This window comes from Rhodoligotrophos appendicifer (assembly GCF_007474605.1).
GTDB classification, from domain to species: Bacteria; Pseudomonadota; Alphaproteobacteria; order Rhizobiales; family Im1; genus Rhodoligotrophos; species Rhodoligotrophos appendicifer.
Genome location: NZ_VHKL01000005.1, coordinates 317,834 through 340,890, shown reverse-complemented (window position 1 = coordinate 340,890; position 23,057 = coordinate 317,834). Strand labels below are relative to the sequence as shown.

General features: G+C 63.8%; 19 protein-coding genes. 11 read left to right on the top strand and 8 right to left on the bottom strand.

Annotated features, from left to right (window positions below; translation table 11 throughout):
* The first annotated feature begins 28 nt into the window (after positions 1 to 28).
* Complete coding sequence (gene pabB / locus FKM97_RS13460; protein ID WP_144292915.1) at positions 29 to 1,495, top strand: aminodeoxychorismate synthase component I; 1,467 nt, start codon at positions 29 to 31, stop codon at positions 1,493 to 1,495.
* On the top strand, positions 1,479 to 2,294 hold the full coding sequence (locus FKM97_RS13455) for an aminotransferase class IV (RefSeq protein ID WP_144292914.1): 816 nt from the start codon (positions 1,479 to 1,481) through the stop codon (positions 2,292 to 2,294). Before pabB ends, FKM97_RS13455 begins: the two co-directional genes overlap by 17 nt.
* Positions 2,295 to 2,296: 2 nt before the next feature.
* On the opposite strand, the gene clcA is transcribed toward FKM97_RS13455, so the two are convergent.
* Positions 2,297 to 3,634: a H(+)/Cl(-) exchange transporter ClcA gene (gene clcA / locus FKM97_RS13450; RefSeq protein ID WP_246105071.1), complete on the bottom strand. Its 1,338-nt coding sequence runs from the start codon at positions 3,632 to 3,634 to the stop codon at positions 2,297 to 2,299.
* Positions 3,635 to 3,762: 128 nt separating this feature from the next.
* On the opposite strand from clcA, the gene FKM97_RS13445 reads away from it, so the two are divergent.
* The 3 genes from FKM97_RS13445 (at position 3,763) to FKM97_RS13435 (ending at position 7,201) form a co-directional block, all read left to right on the top strand.
* Positions 3,763 to 6,108: an ATP-dependent helicase gene (locus FKM97_RS13445; protein WP_144293062.1), complete on the top strand. Its 2,346-nt coding sequence runs from the start codon at positions 3,763 to 3,765 to the stop codon at positions 6,106 to 6,108.
* A gap of 80 nt (positions 6,109 to 6,188) precedes the next feature.
* On the top strand, positions 6,189 to 6,902 hold the full coding sequence (locus tag FKM97_RS13440; protein ID WP_144292913.1) for an AzlC family ABC transporter permease: 714 nt from the start codon (positions 6,189 to 6,191) through the stop codon (positions 6,900 to 6,902).
* On the top strand, positions 6,899 to 7,201 hold the full coding sequence (locus FKM97_RS13435; RefSeq protein ID WP_144292912.1) for an AzlD family protein: 303 nt from the start codon (positions 6,899 to 6,901) through the stop codon (positions 7,199 to 7,201). The genes FKM97_RS13440 and FKM97_RS13435 overlap by 4 nt, the downstream gene beginning before the upstream one ends.
* Here the strand turns inward: FKM97_RS13435 and FKM97_RS13430 are convergent.
* Positions 7,188 to 9,008: an aminopeptidase P family protein gene (locus FKM97_RS13430; protein ID WP_144292911.1), complete on the bottom strand. Its 1,821-nt coding sequence runs from the start codon at positions 9,006 to 9,008 to the stop codon at positions 7,188 to 7,190. The genes FKM97_RS13435 and FKM97_RS13430 overlap by 14 nt on opposite strands.
* Before the next feature lie 658 nt (positions 9,009 to 9,666).
* On the opposite strand from FKM97_RS13430, the gene FKM97_RS13425 reads away from it, so the two are divergent.
* On the top strand, positions 9,667 to 9,891 hold the full coding sequence (locus tag FKM97_RS13425; RefSeq protein WP_144292910.1) for a YjiS-like domain-containing protein: 225 nt from the start codon (positions 9,667 to 9,669) through the stop codon (positions 9,889 to 9,891).
* On the opposite strand, the gene FKM97_RS13420 is transcribed toward FKM97_RS13425, so the two are convergent.
* The 6 genes from FKM97_RS13420 to ftsZ all read right to left on the bottom strand — a co-directional run bounded on the left by FKM97_RS13420 (position 9,888) and on the right by ftsZ (position 18,485).
* On the bottom strand, positions 9,888 to 10,748 hold the full coding sequence (locus FKM97_RS13420) for a 50S ribosomal protein L11 methyltransferase (RefSeq protein WP_144292909.1): 861 nt from the start codon (positions 10,746 to 10,748) through the stop codon (positions 9,888 to 9,890). The genes FKM97_RS13425 and FKM97_RS13420 overlap by 4 nt on opposite strands.
* A gap of 52 nt (positions 10,749 to 10,800) precedes the next feature.
* Positions 10,801 to 11,628 carry a transporter substrate-binding domain-containing protein gene (locus tag FKM97_RS13415; protein ID WP_246105070.1) on the bottom strand — a complete coding sequence of 276 codons (828 nt, stop codon included), beginning with the start codon at positions 11,626 to 11,628 and terminating at the stop codon, positions 10,801 to 10,803.
* Between the two features lie 141 nt (positions 11,629 to 11,769).
* Positions 11,770 to 13,902, bottom strand: coding sequence for an NAD-dependent DNA ligase LigA (gene ligA, locus FKM97_RS13410; RefSeq protein ID WP_144292908.1), 2,133 nt, complete (start codon positions 13,900 to 13,902; stop codon positions 11,770 to 11,772).
* Positions 13,899 to 15,575: a DNA repair protein RecN gene (gene recN / locus FKM97_RS13405; protein WP_144293060.1), complete on the bottom strand. Its 1,677-nt coding sequence runs from the start codon at positions 15,573 to 15,575 to the stop codon at positions 13,899 to 13,901. The genes ligA and recN overlap by 4 nt, the downstream gene beginning before the upstream one ends.
* 86 nt (positions 15,576 to 15,661) lie before the next feature.
* Entirely contained in the window at positions 15,662 to 16,615 is a 954-nt protein-coding gene (locus FKM97_RS13400) for an outer membrane protein assembly factor BamD (protein WP_246105069.1), read from the bottom strand.
* A 181-nt stretch (positions 16,616 to 16,796) separates the two neighbouring features.
* Entirely contained in the window at positions 16,797 to 18,485 is a 1,689-nt protein-coding gene (gene ftsZ / locus FKM97_RS13395; protein WP_144292907.1) for a cell division protein FtsZ, read from the bottom strand.
* Positions 18,486 to 18,864: 379 nt separating this feature from the next.
* Between ftsZ and FKM97_RS13390 the strand changes: the two genes are divergently transcribed.
* Genes FKM97_RS13390 through FKM97_RS13375 form a run of 5 tightly spaced genes read left to right on the top strand, consistent with a single transcriptional unit; the run spans position 18,865 to position 22,978 of the window.
* On the top strand, positions 18,865 to 19,980 hold the full coding sequence (locus FKM97_RS13390) for an ABC transporter substrate-binding protein (RefSeq protein ID WP_205014980.1): 1,116 nt from the start codon (positions 18,865 to 18,867) through the stop codon (positions 19,978 to 19,980).
* Positions 19,981 to 20,036: 56 nt separating this feature from the next.
* Entirely contained in the window at positions 20,037 to 20,162 is a 126-nt protein-coding gene (locus tag FKM97_RS26940; RefSeq protein ID WP_281290103.1) for a hypothetical protein, read from the top strand.
* On the top strand, positions 20,152 to 21,090 hold the full coding sequence (locus FKM97_RS13385; RefSeq protein WP_144292906.1) for an ABC transporter permease: 939 nt from the start codon (positions 20,152 to 20,154) through the stop codon (positions 21,088 to 21,090). Before FKM97_RS26940 ends, FKM97_RS13385 begins: the two co-directional genes overlap by 11 nt.
* Positions 21,087 to 21,887 (top strand): ABC transporter permease, encoded by an 801-nt coding sequence (locus FKM97_RS13380; protein WP_144292905.1) that lies wholly within the window; start codon positions 21,087 to 21,089, stop codon positions 21,885 to 21,887. The genes FKM97_RS13385 and FKM97_RS13380 overlap by 4 nt, the downstream gene beginning before the upstream one ends.
* Positions 21,888 to 21,892: 5 nt before the next feature.
* Positions 21,893 to 22,978, top strand: a complete 1,086-nt coding sequence (locus FKM97_RS13375; protein ID WP_144292904.1) for an ABC transporter ATP-binding protein — start codon at positions 21,893 to 21,895, stop codon at positions 22,976 to 22,978.
* The last annotated feature ends 79 nt before the right edge of the window (positions 22,979 to 23,057 follow it).

The window sequence follows — 23,057 nt, the reverse complement described above, 5'->3', positions numbered from 1 at the left end:
CCGCACCTCGAACAGGCGGAACAGGCGGATGGCACTTACCGCTCGAACGGGCATCGATGTCTCCCCGCCCCCCGGACGGGTGCCCCTGGTGCATGCCATTCCCTATGCAGAGCCCCTGGAGCTGTTTGCGACCTTCGCACAGGACGCCCAGGCCATGCTGTTCGACTGCCCGGAGCCCGGAGCCCCTCGCTCGCGCCATGCCTATATCGCCATCTCCCCCTATTCCACGATCATGGCGGACCGAGGGGGTGTAGTCGTCGACGGACACCGTGTGGCCGGATCACCCTGGGACATTCTCAGCACGTGTTGCCGCTCAGCCCGAATGCGGGCCATTCCCGGCCTGCCGCCCTTTCAGGGAGGCGCTGCCGGTCTGCTGGGTTACGAGCTCAACCGCTATCTCGAAGACCTGCCGTCGCCCGCTGGCAGCGACAGGGTCACGCGGGACATGGTGGTCGGCCTCTACGACCTGGTCATCGCCTTTGATTGCGTAAGGCAATCGGCCTGGATCCTCTCCTCAGGGCTGCCGGAGACCCATGAACGGGCGCGGCTCTACCGCGCCCAAGCCCGGTGCGAGTGGCTGATCGAGCGGCTAGAGGCTCGATCTCCGATGCCCCCAATGGACGATCGGACTCGCGCGCCGGTGATCGCCGAGCTCTCACGGCGCGCCTATGTCGAGCGCATCGAAACAATCAAAGATTACATCTCCGCGGGAGACATTTACCAGACGAACTTCACGCAGAAGTTCACCGCCACCCTGCCCTCCGGCCTCAGCCGCTTCGACCTGTATCGGCGGCTCAGAGCCCGCAGCCGGGCGCCCTTCTCGGTGTTCCTGAACATCGACGCGGACAGCGCGCTGCTGTCGGTGTCGCCGGAGCGGTTCGTCAGCGTCGATGCCGGCGGAGCGATCGAAACGCGCCCCATCAAGGGAACCCGACCGCGCGGGCGCACCCCGGCAGAGGATGCGATGCTGGCTCGCGACTTGCTGGCCAGCGAAAAGGACAAGGCCGAAAACCTGATGATCGTCGACCTCATGCGAAACGATCTGTCGCGGGTCGCCGAAATCGGCAGCGTTAGGGTGCCGACGCTGTTCGGACTCGAGAGCTTCGCGAGCGTCCACCACCTCGTGTCGGTGGTGCAGGCCCGGCTGCGTCCAGGATTCGATGCCATCGACCTGCTGCGCGCGGCTTTCCCGGGCGGCTCGATCACCGGGGCGCCAAAGATCCGGGCCATGGAGATCATCGCCGAACTCGAGGCCGGGCCCCGCGGCGCCTATTGCGGCTCAGCCTTCTGGCTTGGATTTTCCGGCGCCATGGATTCCAGCATCCTGATCCGATCGCCGGTGGTCGCCGCGGGCCGGATCCTCATCCAGGCAGGTGGCGGCATCGTTGCCGACAGCGATCCGCTGGACGAGTATGAGGAGTGCCTGGTGAAGGCACGGGCCATGATCGAGGCCGTACAACTGACATCTGGAACACCCCATGCAGATCTCGATTGATGGCCGGCTCGTCGATCAGGCCGCAGCCGGATTGAGCGTCCTCGACCGGGGGTTTACCCTCGGCGACGGCGTCTTCGAGACCTTGGGCGTCCGCGGCCGCGAAATCCTGCGGCTGGATGCCCATCTGCGGCGGTTGCGGCAGGGGCTTGCCGTGTTGAGGCTGCCGGTCAAGATGCCGGATTTCGAATTCGTCACGCGGCTCCTGTCGGTGATCGCCGTGAACGATCTCACCGAAGGGTCGCTGCGCCTGACGGTGACGCGGGGCCAGGGGCCGCGGGGGCTGCTGCCGCCAGATGCGCCGGTGCCGAGCGTCGTTATCACTGCAGCGCCCTTCGCACCGCGGGCGACGGAGATCTCGGTGATCATCTCGGAGAAGACCCGCCGGAACGAGTTTTCGCCGCTGTCGAACGTGAAGGCGCTCGGCTATCTCGACAACATCCTGGCGCTGATGAATGCGCGCGAGCATGGCGCCGACGATGCGCTGCTGCTGAACAGTCGCGGCCATGTGGTGGCCGGAACGGCTGCGAACCTGTTCGCCGTGATCGACAAGGTGCTGGTCACCCCTCCCCTGGCGGACGGTGCCCTGCCCGGCGTGACGCGGGCGGAGATCATCGAGCGGACCAAGGCCGAGGAGCGGTCGCTGACACCGGACATGCTGGCGCAGGCGGACGAGGTGATCCTCACGAACAGCCTGGGGCTGAGGTCGGTGATCTCCCTCAATGGACAGCCGCTGGGCGCGGGCCGCAGCGGAGCGGCTGCCGCTGCGATCAAGGCTCAGCTCGCGTTCCCAGGGGACTGAGCTCAGCCCAGGCCGACCGGCTCGCGGGAGGCGGCTGCGTTGGGATCGATGCCGGCCTGCTGGAGCGTGCGGTCGAGAAGCTGCTCATAGATCGGCCGTCCGCCGAGCCATTGGGCAATGAGATTGGCGGTCCCGCAGGTGATGAGGACCGGCAGGAGCAGAGTGTAGGATCCCGTCAGCTCCAAGGTGAGCGCCACGCCCACGATGGGCGCACGGACGGAAGCGGTAAACAAACCGCCCATGGCGGCGATGCCGAAGGCCGTGGGGACGACCCCGATCCCGGGAAACAGAGCGTCCAATGTCGTACCGAAGGCCAGTCCGCAGCAGACGGCAAGGGTCAGGATCGGCGCAAAGATCCCGCCGGGCACTCCCGTCGAATAGCTGGTGACCGTGGTGAGATAGCGGATGGTGGCCAAGAGCAGTAGGGCGAAGATGCCAGTGTGCTGCGTCGACAGCGCCATGATCACCGCCTCGCCGCCGCTGGCCGCCTGAGGAAGGAGGATGAAGACGGCGCCGATCAGGAAGCCGACGATGGCCGGATAGACATAGGGCATGTTGGCCTGGCACTCGGCCCCGAACTCAACCATGCGCATGAGCCCGGCATTCAGCGCCACGCCGAGAACGCCCATCAGGCCCCCGAGCAGCAGAAAGCCCGGGAAAATCCATAAGGGGACCTGGGCGACAGCGATTTCCAGATCCGGTCCCACGCCGGCCATCATCTCGGTCACGATGGCGGCGACGCAGGCTGCCACGATCACGCCCATATAGGTGCGGAAAGTGTAAGGGAACTGACGATGGGTCTCCTCGATGACGAAGAGGACGGCGGCGAGAGGCGCGTTGAAGGCACAGGCGAGGCCGCCGGCAGCCCCTGCCGCCAAGAGCCCGCGGCGTTCGAGGTCGTTGCTCTTGAAGGCCTCCGACAGACCCGCCGCAACGGAGGCGCCGATATGGATCGTCGGTCCCTCCCGACCCAGTACCAGTCCGGAGGAAATGGCAGCGATGCCGGCGAAAAACTTGACGGGCAGGACCCTGCGCCAGTGAACGAAGCGAAGGCCCTCCATGGCGCCTTCGATCTCCGGCACACCGCTGCCGCCCGCCTCCGGTGCAAACCGCCGAACGACGAAGACCGAGCAGACCGTGAGCACCATGGTGATGAGCGCGGCCGCCAGGACCAGAGACGGTCCCTGCACGACAGCGGCCAGCCATTGCGGCCAGTGGATCAAGTAATCGATGACAAGATGGAAGATCGTCCCCAAGAGGCCGGTGCCCATGCCGACCAGCGCCGCAACGCCCATATAGCGCGCCTGCCCAATGCGATCGTCCGTATTCTGGCGCAGCACCGATGACCCTCTAATCCGTGTGCGAAGCAACTTTCGGGGTCTTAGCGCATGTTCAAGACGCCTGACAGGTCGAATCAGAGGGAGGGAGTGCTATATAGGGGCTTAGCCCCTTGCTCCGGACACAGATGATGGCACGATCCCTGGACCTTTCCGACTTCGAAGACGACGCGCCGGGTCCGACGCCAGGGGGGATCGCCGCACGCGCCATGGCGCCGGTGGATGCACCCTATCTCCGCTCGCTCAATGGGGAGCAGCGATTGGCGGTGGAGACCATCGACGGCCCGCTTCTCGTGCTGGCGGGAGCGGGCACCGGCAAGACGCGGGTGCTGACCACTCGGCTCGCGCATGTGCTCGCCACGGGGCGTGCGTTTCCCGGCCAGATCCTCGCCGTCACTTTCACCAACAAGGCCGCGCGCGAGATGAAGGAGCGCATCGGCATGCTGATCGGCGGCGTGGTCGAGGGCATGCAATGGCTCGGGACCTTCCATTCGATCGGGGTCAAGATCCTGCGGCGGCACGCGGAACTCGCCGGCTTGCGCTCGGATTTCTCCATCCTCGACACGGATGACCAGATCCGGCTGCTCAAGCAGGTGATCGCGCTTGCCGATATCGATGAAAAGAGATGGCCGGCGCGGCATCTTGCCAGCCTCATCGACAGCTGGAAGAACCGGGGGGTCATTCCCTCCCAGGTCCCGGCGGGAGAGGCGCATGCCTATGCAAATGGCCGCGGCGCAGAGCTTTACGAGGCCTATCAGGCCCGGATGAAGCTGTTGAACGCCTGCGACTTCGGCGATCTGCTGTTGCAGCCGCTGCGGCTGTTCCAGGACAATCCGGAGGTTCTGCAGATCTATCAGCGCAAGTTCAAATACATGCTGGTGGACGAGTACCAGGACACCAATGTCGCGCAATATCTGTGGCTGCGGCTGCTGGCCCAGGGCCATCACAATATCTGCTGCGTCGGCGACGACGACCAATCGATCTATGGCTGGCGTGGTGCGGAGGTCGACAACATTCTGAGGTTCGAGAAGGATTTCCCCGGTGCGAAGGTCATTCGGCTGGAGCGGAATTATCGCTCGACCCCGCATATCCTGGCCGCGGCCTCAGGGCTGATCGCCCATAATGAGGGACGGTTGGGCAAGACGCTGCATACCGATCTGGCGACGGGAGACAAGGTCGTCGTCCGCGGCCACTGGGATGCGGAGGAGGAAGCACGCACCATCGGCGAGACCATCGAAACCGCGCATGGCCGGGGACAGCTCTATAACGAGATCGCCATCCTGGTCAGGGCCTCGTTCCAGATGCGCGAATTCGAAGACCGCTTCATCACCTTGGGCCTTCCCTATCGCGTGATCGGCGGTCCGCGATTCTACGAGCGCCAGGAAATCCGGGACGCGCTCGCCTATCTCAAGATCACCGCGCAACCCGATAACGACCTCGCCTTCGAGCGCATCATCAATGTACCCAAGCGCGGCATCGGGGATGCAAGCGTGAAGAAGGTGCATGCGCTGGCCCGGGCCGAGGGGATCTCCCTGTTCCGGGCCGCCGAGGCGATCGCCGTCACCGACGAGCTGCCGGCGAAAGCCCGAAATGCCCTCCGACAGCTCACGGCCAGCTTCCGGCGCTGGCGCTCGCTGCTCGAGGGCGTGCCCCATACGGATCTGGCGGAAATGGTGCTGGACGAGTCGGGCTATACCGAGATGTGGCAGAACGATCGCACTCCGGAAGCGCCAGGGCGACTTGAGAATCTAAAGGAACTCGTCCGCTCCATGAATGACTTCGAAAGCATGGGCGGGTTCCTCGAGCATATCTCCCTGGTGATGGACGTGGAGAACCAAGCTGGCGACGACAAGGTCAGCATCATGACGCTGCATTCGGCCAAGGGGCTCGAATTCGACAGCGTGTTCCTGCCGGGCTGGGAGGAAGGTCTGTTCCCGCATCAGCGATCTCTGGACGAGAGCGGACGCGCGGGGCTCGAGGAGGAACGCCGGCTGGCCTATGTGGGCATCACGCGGGCGCGCAAATCCTGCCACATCTCCTTTGCCCAGAACCGGCGGATCCACGCGCTGTGGCAGAGCGCCATGCCGTCGCGATTCGTCGACGAGCTGCCGGAGGAGGATGTGGAGGTCGAGCAGTCTTCGTCCAATTACAGTTCCTATGGACGCGGCTGGGCCTTCGGCGAGAGCCGCTTCGACACGATGAATCCTTATCAGACCGACTATGGGACACCCGGGTGGAAGCGCGCCCGGCAGGCCTATGACAAGGGCGAGTCCGTCCGAAGCGTGCCGCATTTCATCGAGGGCGAACTGATCGCGCGCGACGGCGGCGATGCGCCCTCCTTTGCGCGCGGCGAGCGCGTGCTCCATGCAAAGTTCGGTGAGGGCACGGTGGCCGGCGTGGACGGCAACAAGCTCACCATCGACTTCGACGAGGGGGGCGAGAAACGGGTCCTGTCGAGCTTCGTGGAGCGCGCCTGAAATCCCGCTGGCGGGGTTTGGGGTGGTTGGGGTAAGCGAGGCACCACAAGGATCCTTGTGTCGCCATCACCGGTGCTTCCATGCCAGAGACTCCGCCGCCGTCCACCATCCGCGAATTTTTCCAGGGGGTGATCAGCGCATTGCCCATCGCCGCGGCCGCCGTGCCCATCGGCCTCCTCTTCGGAGCCTTGGCGGCGGGTAAAGGCCTGAGCACGCTGGAAGCCGGGCTGATGAGCGCCCTGGTGTTTGCCGGTGCTGCACAGTTCGTGGCCATCGGCATCTGGACGGACCCGGCACCATGGGCGCTGCTGGGGCTGACCGCCCTCACGGTCAATCTTCGTCACGCCATCATGGGCGTGTCCCTGGTGTTGCAGTTCAAGCATTTCGGGCGGGCGGAACGCTGGTTCAATCTGTTCTTCCTGACGGACGAGGTCTGGGCCCTGTCGGAGAAGCGCGCGTCCGAGCGCCCGCTGTACCCCGCCTACTATATGGGCATCGCCGTCTCGCTCATCGTGACCTGGACGGCGGGCACAGTGGCGGGGACAATCCTCGGTGCGCGGCTCGGACCGCCGGAGCGGTATGGGCTCGATTTCATTTTCACAGCACTGTTCCTCGGCCTCGTCATCGGGTTCTGGAAGGGACCGAAGACGGGCATCGTCATCGCCATCAGCGGATTGTTTGCCGCAGTCGCCCATGAGCTGATCGACGGCCCCTGGTATATCGTCATCGGCGGTCTCGCCGGCACCGCAGCCGGAGCCCTAACCTTCCGGTCGCACAGGGAGCAGGAGGCATGAGCGTCGATTCCACCACCCTGTTCGCCATTCTGGTGATGGCGCTGGCGACTTATGCGACCCGTGTCGCCGGCATGCTGGTGCTGCGGTTCGTGACCCTGACACCGCGGGTGCAGGCGGGCCTCGAGGCCCTGCCCGTGGCCGTCCTCACGGCCGTCATCACGCCGGTGCTGTTCCTGACCGGTCCGGCGGAAACCATTGCCGGGGCGATCACGGCGCTGGCCGCCTTCCGGCTGCCGCTGCTCGGCACGCTGGTGGTGGGTGCCGCGGCGATTCTCCTGATGCGGGCTATTCTCGGGTGATGGGAGCCGTGGCGGCGGCCAGCCATCGCCGCTGCTCATTGTCGAGGCGGGGACCGATCTCCGCGTCGACCCGGGCGTGATAGGCATTGAGCCAGGCAAGCTCGGCCTCGCTCAGCAAAGATGGATCGATGAGACGCCGATCGATGGGGGCAAGCGTCAACGTCTCGAACCTATGCATCGGCCGGTCGCCTCCGGGGACCGGTTCGGCGGGGGAGACGATCACCAGGTTTTCGATGCGGATGCCATAGTCTCCCTGTTTGTAATAGCCGGGCTCGTTGGAGAGGATCATCCCCGTCTCGAGGCCCACCGTGCCGGCCTTGGAGATCCGCGCCGGACCTTCATGGACCGATAAATAGCTGCCGACTCCATGGCCGGTGCCGTGGTCGAAATCGAGTCCCGCCTGCCAGAGCGCGGCGCGCGCGAAACTGTCGAGCTGGGCGCCGGTGGTGCGTTCGGGAAAGCGGGCGACCGAGATCGCGATCATGCCCTTCAGGACGCGCGTGAAGCGATCGCGCATCTCCGCCGTCGGCTCGCCGACAATGAGGGTGCGGGTGATGTCGGTAGTGCCGTCGAGATATTGAGCACCGGAATCGATGAGGTAGATCTCGCCCGGCCGGATCGGACGATTGGAGCTGATGCCGACCCGGTAATGGGGGATGGCAGCGTGGGGGCCGGCAGCGGAAATCGATTCGAAGCTGATCTCCCTCAACTCGCCGGTCGCGGCCCGGAACCCCTCCAGCGCTTCGGCGGCGGCAATTTCGTCGAGGCCGGCTTGAGGCGCGGTCTGATCAAACCAATGAAGAAAATTCGCCATGGCCGCACCGTCTCGGCGGTGGGCGGCACGGGCTCCCTCCAGCTCCACCGGGTTCTTGCGCGCCTTGGGCAAGATGCAGGGATCACGATCGGCAACGATCTCGGCGCCGCTCTCACGAAGCAGGTCACGGATCTTCACCGCCGTCCAAGCGGGATCGATCATGACGCGCACCTTGTCGCCCCCGAGCCGCCGGAGCGCGGGCTCGAAATCGGCCGCCGAATGAAGCTCCACATCCGCACCTAATTCAGAGGCGGTGGCCGCATCGATCTTGGCAGAATCGAGGAATAATTGCGGAAGGCCCTCCGCCGGCAGGATGGCGAAGGCAAGAGCCACAGGCGTGTGGGCCACATCACTGCCGCGTATGTTCAACATCCAAGCAATGGAATCGGGCTGGGTGAGGATGACGGCTCCGGCCTGCTTGGCCTGCAGGGTCTCAAGCAGCTCTTGGCGCTTGTCGGCCACCGATCGGCCCGCGAGCTGGGTCGGATGGGTGACCACCGGCGCTGCGGGACGCGACGGCTGATCCTGCCAAATCGCATCGACGAGATTGTCGCATGGCACAAGCTCGGCGCCGGCGTCGATACACGCCTTCGCAAATCGTTCCGCCTGCTCGACCGTCAGGAGCCAGGGATCGTAACCCAGGCGCTGTCCCGGTCGCAGGGTCCTGCGGAGCCATTCGGACGGGGGCTCGTCGATCAGGTGCTTCGGTTCGACGACACTCAGATCGACCTGCTCGCGCACCTGGATCGTGTAGCGCCCATCCACGAAGATCACGGCCTGATCGACCAGGATGATTGCCATGCCCGCCGACCCTGAGAAGCCCGTCAGCCACCGCAAGCGCTCCGCATAGTCGGCGACATATTCTCCCTGATGCTCATCCGATCGCGGCACGATGAAGCCGTGAAGCCCATGAATTGCCAATTCTCTTCGCAGTGCAGCAATTCTTTCGCCACTTTTGCTGTGATCGCTGACATCGACAAAGCTCTGGTACATGGATCCCTCCGGCGTGATCCCCTTCGCTTAGCGAGGCTGAGCGGCGGATGCAATCGGATCGCCGCCGGATATCTGCGATTAGGGGGCGCCAAGCACTGTCATGCAATTGCCATGTGCAAATCGCAATGCTGCCTCCAAATATGTGATTGTCACCCGCTCATAACGGGGTACCCAAGGCAGCACAATGACGATCCACATCCCTGCCGAGTATCGGCAGAACTGATGCCTTTGCGACCATCGGCAGGAAAGTGGTTAAATAGTTTGCAGGGCGAACACTCCGCGATCTCTCCTTGGACTCGTTAAAAAAAACGGCTTCAGCATTCGTTTTGATGGCGGAAGTTAGGCAGGCTTGTTTCGAGACAACGAACGCATCTGCGTCTTTTGCAGGCAGTGAAGCGTCGTTTTCCGACCTCGGTTTCGAGCGTATCCGAAAGAGGGTTCGGAACCTTAACAGCCTCTTAACAAGACATGCGCTATACGCATTGCTGCGATGCAAACCTCGATCTGGCGAAGCGAGGGTCGCCGGGCCTATATAGGCGGCAGACGAGACGCGGTGATGACCGCAACTCTCTCCAAGACACTGGCTTTCAAAGCCTTTTTGTCTGCAGACCCTTGGGTTTGCGGAGGGGGACACTCGATTGCATGATGGAGACGAAAAATGAGTGTCGCAACTTTCGATAAGGGCCAGACGGTCCGTTCCGGCAGCGCCGATCGCGCCGTTCCTGGATTTCTGAGCCGGGTTTCAAGCCGGGTGAAGCGCTATGTGGAACTGTCCCGCGCCGAGCGTGAGCTCGATCAGCTGGACGACCGCCTGCTGCTCGATATCGGCCTGAACCGTGGCGAGATCCGCCGCATGGTCTGGGGCCCCAACAACCAGCGCTAAGCTGTCGTTTGGGACTGGAGCACCAGCGTCGACCAACCGTCCAGCCTGATCCTGCGCACGGGCACCAAGCCCTGCAGACGATAGGCGGCAGATACGCGACGCTCCTGGCCGGTGGTCAAGCCGGAGAGGATGATGGACCCTCGGGGGTCTAGAAGGGTGCTCAAGGCTGGGGCCAGGACCTCCAGCGGTCGTGCCAGAATATTGGCCATGATCAGCTGGTAAGGTGCAGACTGACGGATGAGTGGATGATCAATCCCGGATGCTAAACGGGCCCGCACTTGCGGGCCCGTTTTGTTTTTGCGGGCATTGGTCCGGGTCTGGTCAACCGCCACCGGATCGATGTCGCTGGCAATGACCGAGCGCCGCGCGGCAAGAGCGTAAGCGATGGCGAGGACCCCGGTGCCGCAGCCGACGTCCAAGACCGGCCACGGGACACCGCGCTTCAAGATGTCGGTGAGGGCGATCAGGCATCCACGCGTGGTGCCGTGATGGCCGGTCCCGAAGGCCAGTCCGGCTTCGATCTCGATTGCAAAGCTCGTCAGGGGCACGCTGTCGCGATCATGGGCGCCATGCAGGTAAAATCTGCCTGCCCGCACCGGCTTCAACCCCTTGAGAGATTCGCGCACCCAGTCGCGCTGCACCAGGGGCACAAGATCCCAGCGCCGGTCTCCCGCCACCGTTGCCAAGTCCTGATCCGAGGGACGCTCGGCAAAGTGGGCCTCTACGCGCCAGTCGCCCTCGCGCTCATCGTTCTCGACGAGAGTGACGGAGACGGGCGCCAGCTCGCTCCAGGTGATTTCGTCGCCCAGATGATCTGCCTGATCCAGAGCGAGATCGTAGATTGTAAATACATGCATGACAGCCGCTTATGACGTGCCGGGCCGCCAGCCTCAAGGACTATCGCTGGCGTCACTCCTTCCGGGTCAGATCCATGCCATACCATTTCTGGGAGAGGGCGGAGAGGACGCCGTCTGCCTTCAGCTTGGCGATAATCGCCGCTACGCGGGCGTCGAATTCGGCGTCACCCGGCTCGGCCGCGACGGCTAGGGGCTCGTAGAAGACCGGCGGACCCACCACCCGCAACGGATAGCCCTTCTCGATTGCGTTGTTGATGGTGGGAAGCGACGACAGAACGGCATTGATTCGCACACCGTCCCCCAGCTTCAAGTCATCCAGGGCATTCAGGTCCGTCTCATAGGTGCGAATCTCGCCGGGCTGTATTCCTGGAGAGAGTGGAGCCGTTGCCTCGGGAAGCGTCAGCGTCCCGCGAAGATAGGCCTCGTAGGTGCATTCGCCGCAGACACCGAAGGTCCGCCCCGTCAATTCAGCGGGAGCCTTCACCCGCGACCGCTCATGTACGGCGAAGGCCGCCGGTACGTAATAATAGACCGCGGGGAAGCTCAGCGCCTGACTGCGCTCCTGGGTGGGGGTCATCGAGCCGACGGACAGATCCCAGCGACCGTTCCAGCGTCCACTGACCACGATCTCCCAAGCCGGAGTGACGATCTCCAAGGTGGCATCGAGCTCCGTGGCGATGGCGCGGGCCACGTCGATGTCGAAGCCGACCATCTGATTGTCGGCGTCCATAAAGGATTGCGGAGGATAGGAAGGGTCCGTCGAAATCCTCAGCACCTTGCTGGCGGTGACCCGGTCCAAGGTGCTTCCTCCATAAGCGGGTGCCTGGACCATCAAAAATGATGCCGCCACTGCGGCCCAAACCATGCGCAAACTGATCAATGTCGGCACTCCAAAGCCTGAAACTATCCGGTGATGCATTTCTCAATGATACCCGAAAAAGTTGCATTCTTTTTGACAGATCAGGAAGGTTGCCGAAATAATCTCGGGGTCAGCGCATTTCCCATCGAGGAAGGCGCCGCGTCACTTCTCGCCGATCAGGTCGAACCAGGCGTTCTCATCGATGACCTCGATGCCCAGCTCGGCGGCCTTTTTCAGCTTGGAGCCGGCGCCAGGGCCAGCGACCACGAGATCGGTCTTGGCGGAAACTGAACCCGAGGATTTGGCTCCGAGACGCTCGGCCATGGCCTTGGCCTCGTCGCGTGACATGCGCTCGAGGCCACCGGTGAAGACGATGGTCTTGCCGGCCACCGGAGAGGTTGCCGCCACCCGCTCCAGGGGCTGAACCGAAAGCTCCTCCAGCAGCGCGTCGATCACCTCCCAGTTATGACCCTCGGCGAAGAATTCGGCGATCGCCTGGGCGACGGTCGGACCGATGCCCTCGATCGCATCAAGATCCGCGAAGGCCTCGCCGGCCGCATCGGCACCGAGCGCCCGCATGGCGGCGAGAAACTGCTCGACCGATCCATAGGAGCGGGCCAGCACCCTGGCGGTCGTCTCCCCCACGTGACGGATGCCAAGGGCGAAGATGAAGCGGTCCAGTGCGATCCGACGGCGAAGATCGATCGCATCGAAGAGCTTTTGCGCCGAAGTCGCTCCCCAACCCTCGCGATCCTTGAGCTTCTTCAGCGACCGGGCATCCCGCTTCGCCAAGGTGAAGATGTCGGGGGCCCGGGTGATCAGCCCGTCGTGATAGAAGGCAGTGATCTGCTTGTCGCCGAGGCCTTCAATGTCGAAGGCGTTGCGTGAGACGAAATGCTTCAGCCGCTCGATCGCCTGGGCAGGGCAGATGAGGCCGCCGGTGCAGCGCCTGGCGGCATCAGGCCTGCCGGTCTTGGGATTGATCTCGCGCACCGCATGGCTGCCGCAGACGGGGCAGATCTCCGGGAAAACATAGGGGACTGCCTCAGGCGGGCGCTTGTCTGCGACCACGGAGACGATCTGCGGGATCACATCGCCGGCCCGCTGGACGATGACGGTGTCGCCAATGCGAATGTCCTTGCGGGCGATCTCGTCCTCATTGTGGAGGGTGGCATTGGCGACGACCACGCCGCCGACAGTGATGGGTTGCAGCTTCGCGACAGGGGTCAGAGCGCCGGTCCGGCCGACCTGGATCTCGATGTCCTTGAGCTGCGTCATCGCCTGCTGGGCGGGAAACTTGTGGGCCGTCGCCCATCGCGGCGAGCGGGAGACGAAGCCCAAGCGCTCCTGCAGCGCGAGATCGTTCACCTTGTAGACGACGCCGTCAATGTCGTAGCCGAGACCCGCCCTGCCCTCACCGATGCTGTGATAGACGGCGATCATCTCGTCCACACTGGCGCAGAGCTTCATCAGGGGATTGGTGGGCAGCCCCCATTTCCGGAACGCCTCATAGACGCCCCATTGCGTGTCGGCGGGGAGCCCGTCCTTGGAAACCTCCCCCCAGGCATAGGCAAAGAACTTCAGGGGCCGGGCCGCCGTGATGGTGGAATCGAGCTGACGTAGGGATCCTGCGGCGGCGTTGCGCGGATTGGCGAAGATCTTCGCGCCCGCGACCTCCTGAGCGACGTTGAGGGCCTGGAAGTCGTCATGGGTCATGTAGATCTCGCCGCGGACCTCGAAGATCTCGGGCACGCCGGCACCGCGAAGACGGTCGGGGACGTCATCGATGGTGCGGACATTGGCGGTGACGTTCTCACCCTCATAGCCATCGCCCCGAGTCGCGGCCATGACCAGGGCGCCGTGCTCATACCGCAGAGAGATGGAAAGGCCATCGATCTTCGGCTCGGCGGTAAAGTCCAGGGACGTCTCCTCGCCCAGCCTCAAGAAGCGCCGCACCCGAGCGACGAAATCCGTGACGTCCTCATCGGAAAAGGCGTTGGAGAGAGACAGCATGGGAACGGCGTGTTTGACCGTGCCAAATGCACCGACGGGCTTCACCCCCACGCGCCGGCTCGGACTATCGGGCCTTACAAGGCCTGGAAACTTCGCCTCGATGGCAGCATTGCGCAGGCGAAGCGCATCATAGTCGGCGTCCGAGATCTCCGGGGCATCCTGACTGAAGTAAAGAGCGTCATGATGGGCAATCGTTTCGGCGAGCCGGGCCAGCTCCGCACGCGCCTGCGCCTCCGTCAACTCGTCCACCGGGATCTCCATCACGCTTCCCCGTCCTGTCATTCCGCTCGCGTCAGCAATTGTTGCGCCTGGGCACGGGCCTCATCCGTCACCCGGGCGCCGGACAGCATGCGGGCGATCTCCTCCCGGCGCATGGCGGGATCAAGCGATGATATGCGCGTGATCACCCGCGGGCCGGCTGCCTCGCCCTCATCGCTCTTAGCGACCAGCATATGGGCATCGGCAAAGGCTGCGACCTGGGGAGAATGGGTTACCGCCAGCACCTGCAGCCGCGAGGCCATGCGCGCCAAACGCTGACCGATCGCGTCAGCCACCGCACCGCCCACACCTGTGTCGATCTCGTCGAAGATCAGGGTCGGCGCACTCGCCCGCGCCGCCAGCACCACCTTCAAGGCCAGCATGAAGCGGGCCAGCTCGCCGCCGGAGGCCACCTTCATCAAGGGCGCCGGATCGGAGCCCGGATTGGCTGCCACCTTGAACTCCACCCGATCCAGGCCATGCAGTCCGGGTGCATCCGGCCGACAGGCCACATCGGTGAGAAATCGGGCCCGCTCCAGCTTCAGGGGTGAAAGCTCCGCCATGACTTCGGCATCGAGATCGGCGGCGACGGCTCGTCGCGCATCGCTCAGCGCGCGGGCGAGATCGAAAAAGCGCGCTTCAGCCTGGCTCGCGGACTGGCTCAACGCGCCCAGATGGCCCTCGCCGGCCTGGAGATCCGAGAGATTCTGTTCGATTGTCGCAAGGAGCGAGCCCAGCTGGGTGACGGGTACGCGATGCTTGCGACCCGCCGCACGCAGCGCAAAGAGACGTTCCTCGATCCGCTCAAGCTCGTTGGGATCATAGTCGAAGCTGCGCTTGGCCTCGGCCACCGCCATGTCGGCTTCGCCGATCTCGACCACCACCCGGTCGAGGGCCGCCACAACCGCATCAAGCCTGCCGCCCGCCTCGGCCTGCCGCCTTTCAAGTCGGCGCAGGGCGGCGTTCAGGGCAGCAATCAAGGTGCCGTCGCCGGACAAGGCCTGCTCGGCCTCCTCCAGCGCCCCCGCAAAGTGCTCGGCATTCATCATCAGGGCACGGCGGTCGGCGAGATCGTCCTCCTCGTCCGGCTCTGGCCCCAGCCGCCGCAACTCTTCGGCGGCATGCTCCAGATAGTCCCGCTCCGCCTGCGCCTTGGCGAGCTTGCGGCGGTGCTCCTCCAGAGCCTCATGAGCGCTGCGCCAGGCCTGCCAGGCCAAGCGCACTTCGCCTGCGCTCGCCTCAAGCCCACCATAGGCGTCCAGCAATTTGCGATGATTGGCCGCTTCAACGAGCGCGCGATCGTCATGCTGGCCGTGAATCTCGGCGATGAGGCCGCCCAGCTGGCGCAGGAGGTTGATGGAGGCGGGCTGATCGTTAATGGTCGCACGGCTGCGCCCGTCCAGGGTCTGGATGCGGCGGATGACCAATTCGCCATCGGCATCGATGCCGTTTTCCTCCAGAAGCGCAAAGGCCGCGTGGGAGGGGTCGAGGTCGAACTGCGCCGTGACCACCGCCTTGTCGGCGCCCTTGCGCACCAAGGCCGCATCGCCGCGGCCGCCCAAGGCGAGGCCCAAACTGTCCAACAGGATCGACTTGCCGGCGCCCGTCTCGCCCGTGAACACAGTCAACCCTTCGGCAAGGATGATGTCCAACCGGTCGATCAGAACAATGTCACGAATGGAGAGAGCCGTCAGCATGGGGCCTATATAGCCCATCCATTGGTCCGGGAGCGAGCACCCACACATACCAAAATGAGATGTGTCGCGCTTTTGCCGAACCGCGCTCAGCCGCCCCAGGGATTGACGGAACTGATGGCCTGGCTGATCCAGGAGGCCTTGTTCTCCTGCGGCTCGAGCCCATCCTGCCGCAACAGGGCGTAGGCATCCTGATACCAGGGGCTGCCCGGGAAGTTGTGGCTGAGAACGGCTGCGGCGGTCTGCGCCTCGCTGGAAATGCCGAGGGCAAGATAGGCCTCGACCAGACGATAGAGCGCCTCCGGCGTGTGGGACGTCGTCTGGTAGGCCTTGATCACCTTCTCGAAGCGATTGATCGCCGCCACATAGGCGTGCTGCGTCAGGTAATAGCGCCCGACCTCCATCTCCTTGCCCGCCAAGTGGTCGCGGGCGAGGAGAGCCTTGGCCTGGGCATCCTTGGCATAGGCCGTGTTCGGGAAGCGGCGGCTGATCTCGTCCATGGCCGCCAGGGCCTTTTCGGTCGCCGACTGATCGCGCTTCACATCGGCAATCTGCTCGTAATAGCAGAGCGCGATCAGGTAATAGGCATAGGCTGCGTCCTTGTGGCCGGGATGCAGCGTGATGAAGCGCTGAGCCGCCAAGATGGCATCGGCATAGGCGTTGCGCTGATAATCGGCATAGGCGCTCATGAGGGTCGCGCGGGTGGCCCAGCTGGAATAGGGATGCTGGCGCTCGACTTCCTCGAATTGCTTGGTGGCCTTTGCGTAAGAGCCACTCTTCATAAAGTCGAGGCCCTTATTGTAGAGATCGGCGACCGGCTCGGCATCGTCCACGACCTGATCGGCGCCATCCGGCGCCAGAGCATTGCCGGATGCCGGCATCGGCGTGGCCGAACCTGAATCGTCTCCCCACAGTCCGGAGACCGTGCTGCACCCGGACAGGATCAGCGCCCCTGAAATGCCCAACATCACTGCGCGCAGACTTCGCCCGCCTATCCCCGCGCGCGCATTCTGCGCAGTCCCGTCCTTCAGATCTTGCGTCATTGAAACTCCGTCGGGAGTGTTCCCACCGTGCCTCAGCACGCCTCCCATCTCGCGCCAGCTATATCCGATCGCGGTAACCCCCGGCAACGCCTGGATCGAATAAGCCATCAACGCTTAGAGACGGGAAACCCGGCGGAAGTTTGTCCACCGGGCTTTCACGTATTCCCGCTGCCTGCGTTACTCAGTTCGCCTGACGGCGGAGAAAGGCCGGAATTTCCAGTTGGTCATCGTCCAGATCGGTGTGCGCCTGGCCTTCTGCCGCTGATGGCTGAACCCCGCCCATGCGCTCACTCGGCGCCGGCTGACGGGCCGGTTCGCGACGCGCCGACATGGCCGGCTCGGATTTCACCGGCTGTGATTCGTCTTCGTCGCGACGGCCGAGACCGACGCTTGCAAGCCGCTCGAAGAGGCTCTTGCGCTTCTTCTGGGCATGGGCCGTCAAATCTTCGATATTAGCGTTGCGCTGGGCGTAGTGGCGCTGAGCGATGGGCGGAAATTCATCGATCGAGGGCAGGCGCGGCGCCGGATTTTGCGGCAGGGCTGCACGAAATGCATGCTGAGGCGCAGCGGGCGCCTGAGGAGCCGGGGCGTAAACCTGCTCCTCCTCGGCCAGATACTCCTCTTCCTCAGCCGATTGCTCGGCTTGAGCTTCATGCATGGAGCGGATCGCCGCATCACGCTGCAGGGCGGCGTATGCTGCTTCATCGTCCTCGCGGCCTTGCGGCTCCTGGTGCATCGGCTCGCTGCGGAACGGCATCTGCTGCTGAGCCACGGGTGCGGGAGCCACGACGGGGGCCGGTTCACGCACGACCGTGGCCGGCGCAGGCATATAGCCATATGTCGTGCGTTCCGGAGCGTGGTGGCCGTAATCGTCGTCGTAGTGCGGCTCGCTGGCGGTCGCCGACGGATCCGTGATGCCGGTCGCGACGACCGAGACGCGCATGATGCCTTCGAGGGACTCGTCGAAGGTCGCACCCAGGATGATATTCGCCTCGGGATCGACCTCCTCGCGAATGCGGGTCGCGGCTTCATCAACCTCGTAGAGGGTCAGATCATGACCGCCGGTTATGGAGATCAGGAGACCGCGGGCACCCCGCATGCTGACATCGTCCAGCAGCGGGTTGGCGATCGCCGCCTCGGCAGCTTCGATGGCGCGCTTCTCGCCGGCCGCCTCGCCGGTGCCCATCATGGCCTTGCCCATTTCGCTCATCACTGCACGGACGTCGGCGAAATCCAGGTTGATGAGGCCTTCCTTGGTCATCAATTCGGTGATCGAGGCCACGCCGGAATAGAGGACCTGATCAGCCATGGCGAAAGCCGCGGCGAAGGTCGTCTTCTCGTTGGCGATCCGGAAGAGGTTCTGGTTCGGAATGACGATCAGCGTATCGACATGCTTCGACAGCGCCTCAATGCCGCGCTCGGCGGTGAGCATGCGCCGCTGGCCTTCAAACTGGAACGGCTTGGTGACCACACCAACGGTGAGGATGCCCTGCTCCTTCGCCGCGCGTGCAATTACAGGGGCCGCCCCGGTTCCGGTTCCGCCGCCCATGCCGGCGGTGATGAAGCACATATGCGCTCCTGCCAGATGATCGAGGATTTCGGGCAAGGCCTCTTCAGCCGCCGCCCCACCGATCTGCGGCTGGGACCCGGCGCCGAGCCCCTGCGTCAGGGCCGTGCCCATCTGAACCCGGCGCTGTGCCACGCTCTGGGAGAGGGCCTGGGCATCCGTGTTGGCGACGACGAATTCCACGCCTTCCAACTTGGATTGAATCATATTGTTGACGGCGTTCCCGCCGGCGCCCCCTACGCCACAGACGGTGATGCGCGGCTTCAATTCGGCGAGATTGGGAACTGTCAAGCTAATGGTCATGGATGGCGTCCGCTTTCTTTGAGCCTCCCGACTACATTTGTTACCAACTCGATAATAAATCGTTAACGCTGACTTACCGGACGCATAATTTGGTGCAATTTGTCAGTGGGTCCTTAACCCTGTCGGTTAACCAAACCGGCAAAGCGCCTGCCCCGCGACAGGAAGATCCGGGCCTGCCTCGGGCGCGTGACCCGGCTCGGGGGCGGTCGGCCGGACCCGCTCAGACAGTGGACCACTCGCAGAATCCACGTTGTCAGGCCAAAAACATGGCCGTAAGGTAAGCCCCTGGGCGACAAGGGTTTTGACAAAGTTCCGCGCCCGGCGTTTGATTGAACGTTCAACCAAGTCCTAGCCAGACTTGATCAGGGGAGGGTTGCCTGTGAACCAGAGATATCCAAGCTTCCTGCGTCAGCCGCAGCGGCGACGCGACTTTCTTAAGATGCTGGGGGCCTTCGGCATCGGGGTCTCGGTCACGCCTTACCTGTCCAACGGGGCGAAAGCGGCCGACGAGGCGATCTATTTCACCTGGGGCGGATACGAGGATCCGGGCAGCGGCATCTTCAAAGTCTATGAAGACGAGTTTGGCGCCCTGCCCCAGTTCGCAACCTATGGCGATGCCGAAGAGGGGCTACAGAAACTGCGGGCCGGCTTCACCGCCGACGTGATCCATCCGTGCGCTACAGAGCTGGTGCGTTGGAAGGATGCCGGGGTGCTGCAGCCGATCGACACTGGACGACTGAAGAACTGGCCCGCCCTGTTCCAGACCCTGCGTGACCTGCCGCTGATCAATCTCGAGGGCAAGGTGTGGATGGCGCCGTGGGAGTGGGGGTCGACCTCCATCACCTACCGGACGGACCTCGTCGAACTTCCCAATGGCGAAGAGAGCTGGGGCATTCTCTGGGACGAGAAGAATAAGGGCCGCATTGCCGTGATCGACAGCGCGGAGGATACCTGGTTCTGCGCCGCCATCTATGCCGGCATTCCGCTGGACAAGATCGACGCCGCGGCCATGGACAAGGTCAAGGCGCTGCTGGTCAAGCAGCGGCCGCTGATCCGGATGTACTCGTCGGACAATACGGTGCAGGAGCAGGCCCTGGCTTCGGGCGAGTTGGTCGCCGCCATGACATGGGCGGATGCGGCGAACAATCTCATCAAGCAGGGGCAGCCAGTGAAGTTCGCCCAGCCCAAGGAAGGGCCCCTCACCTGGGTCTGCGGGCTCGTGCTTCACAAGGACGCGCCGCATCTCGACAAGGCCTATGCCTTCATCGACAGCATGCTGGCGGCATCAACAGGCAAGGCCTGCATCGATTATTTCGGCTATGGCCACTCCAATCCGAAGGCCTTCGAGGGGTTCACCAAGGAAAGGCTGGCACAGATCGGCATCGTCGGAACCCCGGAGCAGACCCTGTCGGCAGGTCACTTGTCGCCGCCACAGACACCGGAGACGTGGAAGCGGATCTTCCAGGACTGGGAGCAAGTGAAGGCCGGGTTTTGATCTGCCGCTCCTGTCACCGGTCAAAGACGGAGCGGGCTGCCTTTGTGCAGGTCCCCATGGCGCGAAGTCCCGTCGCAGCAGAGCAGCGGCGAGCGGAAATGGCGGGCACGCCCGTCCGCGGGGCATCGGCCGGCCATGACCTGCGCATTCCCCTCGGTCGCATTGTGACGCATGACCTCTGAGGCTCCTTCATCGACACCATGGGACGCCGCGACGGCGGCGCCCCGCCGCAGGTCCGGTTTCGGCGGCATCTTCTACCGAAGCGAAACCCTGAGAGGCTATGCACTGGTCCTGCCCATCGTGCTGGCGGTGGGGATCTTCCTGTCGATCGCTCTGGTCAATACAATCCTCACCAGCCTCTGGGTGCAGGATTACATGGAGATCCGACCCGACTGGACGATTGCGCAGTATGTGACTGCGCTCACCCATAGCGGCTACCGGATGCTGTTCATCCGGTCGCTGTGGATTTCGGGGCTCACCACCCTGCTCTGTGTCATCATCGCCTATCCGATCGCCTATTTCGTCGCCTTCTACGGAGGCAGGCGGAAGATGATCTGGATCATCCTGCTGACGGTCCCGTTCTGGACGAGCTATCTGCTGCGGGTGTTCGCCTGGAAAGTCATCCTCGGCTATAATGGCGTGATCAATTCCGGGCTCATGTCGCTCGGGCTCATCGACCAGCCCATCGAGATTTTGCTCTACAATCCCGTCGCCATCGTCATCACGCTCACACATGCCTGGCTGCCCTTCGCGATCCTGCCGATCTATGTGTCGCTCGACAAGATCGACCGATCCTATGTGGAAGCCGCATCAGACCTCGGCGACGGCGCCGTGGCCCGGTTCCTGAGGGTGGTGCTGCCCCTGTCGCTGCCCGGCGTCGTCGCCGCCAGCCTGATGATCTTCATTCCGACCGTCGGCGATTACGTGACGCCGGTCATGGTGGGCGGCCCGGACGGAATGATGATCGGCAACGCCATCGCCGCCAATTTCGGCAAGGTCAGCAACTGGCCACTGGGCTCGGCCCTGTCGCTCACATCCATGGTGATCGTCACCCTCGTCTCGGTCGGTTACATGACGCTCGGGCGCAGGCTTTCGGAGCGGGTGGCATGACCGATCTCGCAGCCACCAGCAACAGACCCCTGCTCCTCTATACGATCCTGGCGATCGGCGTGCTCTATGCGCCGATCCTGTTCCTGGTGCTGTTCTCGGTCAATGACAGCCTCTATATCACCTTCCCGTTTCGCGGCTTCACCACCAAGTGGTATGAGCAGATGCTGGGCAATGCGCAGATGCTCCAGGCCCTCACCAACAGCCTGAAGGTCGGCGCCATCACTGCCGTGACAGCCACCCTGGTGGCCACGCTGGCGGCCAAGGCGATCACGCGCTACCGATTTCCCGGCCGGCAGCCGATCCTGTCCTTCGTGATGCTGCCCTTGGTGATCCCCGAGGTGATCCTCGGGACCTCGCTGCTCACCCTGTTCCTGTCCAGCGGGCTCTCCCTGTCGCTGTTCACCATCACGCTCGGGCACATCGTCATCTGCACGCCCTATGCGCTGGCCGTCATGATGTCGCGATTTGCCGGTTTCGACACATCCATGGAGGAAGCCTCCCTCGACCTGGGCGAGACTGCCTTCGCCACCTTCTGGCGCGTCACGCTGCCCCTGGTCTGGCCCGGCATATTGGCGAGCCTGCTGTTGTCGTTCCTCATCTCCTTCGACGACTTCGTGATCTCCTACTTCCTCACGGGATCGGACCAGACCCTGCCCGTTTTCATCTACAGCCAGCTGCGCTTTCCCCGTAACCTGCCGGGGGTGCTGGCGCTGGGCGTTTGCATCATCGCCGCTTCGATCCTTCTGGTCTGCGTCGCCGAGTGGCTCCGCAGGCGCGATACGTCCTCCGAGGTGTGACAGATATGGGCCGTTCCGACTTCATCAGAATCGATCACGTCACCAAGCGGTTCGGCCCGGTTCGCGCGGTCGATACTGTCAATCTCGACATTGCGGAGGGCGAGTTCTTCTCGCTGCTGGGTCCGTCGGGATGCGGCAAGACCACGCTCCTGCGCATGCTCGGCGGGTTCGAAGTGCCGAGCGAGGGCGAAATCTGGATCGACGCCCAGCGCATGGCCGTTGTCCCGCCGAACGCGCGGCCGACGAACATGGTGTTCCAGAGCTATGCCGTGTTCCCGCATTTGAACGTCAAACAGAATGTAGGCTATGGGCTGCGCCGCGAGCATCTGAGCAAGAGTGAATTCGACCGCCGTGTCGCCGAGGCGCTCAGCCTTGTCCAATTGACCGGCTATGACGAGCGCAAGCCGAACCAGCTCTCCGGCGGACAGCGACAGCGCGTCGCCCTGGCGCGCGCCCTGATCAAGCGGCCCAAGGTGCTCCTGCTGGACGAGCCCCTGGGAGCACTGGACAAAAAGCTGCGCGAGGAGATGCAGATGGAGCTGCGGGCCCTGCAGCGATCGGTGGGCATCACCTTTCTGTTCGTCACCCACGACCAGGAGGAGGCCCTCGCGCTGTCGGACCGCATCGCCGTCATGTTCGACGGGAAGGTCGCCCAGGTGGACTCGCCGCGTGCGCTCTATGATCGACCGACGTCGCGGCCGGTCGCCAATTTCATCGGCATGATGAACTTCTTTCCGACGGCCAAGGTGACTCAGAGCGCCGGAGCGATCGACGTCGAGGCGGCAGGGCTGGGACGTCTGTCGATGCCGAGCACTTGGCTGCCGTCGGGAAAGACGGTCCTGGCGATCCGGCCCGAGCGGATCAGCATCGCAGGCGCAGACAGCAGCGTCGGTGACCGGCTCAGCGTGCCGGCGACCCTGCTGAGCTCCGCCTTCCTGGGCGACAGAAGCCATCTCATGGCCCAGATCGACGGGGTGGAGCGCCCCATCCTCATCGCCGCCCAAGAGCAGGGAGAGGTTCCTCTCGACGCCGGCACCCGGGTGCAGCTTCACATGCCGAAAGAGGCTCTGCTGCTGTTGCCGGATTCCTAAGCCAAGCCCACCACGCAGGCCCGCCGCAGCCTCAACTCAGGAAGGCTTTACTCCGTCGCGCCGACGCCTATTCTACAGG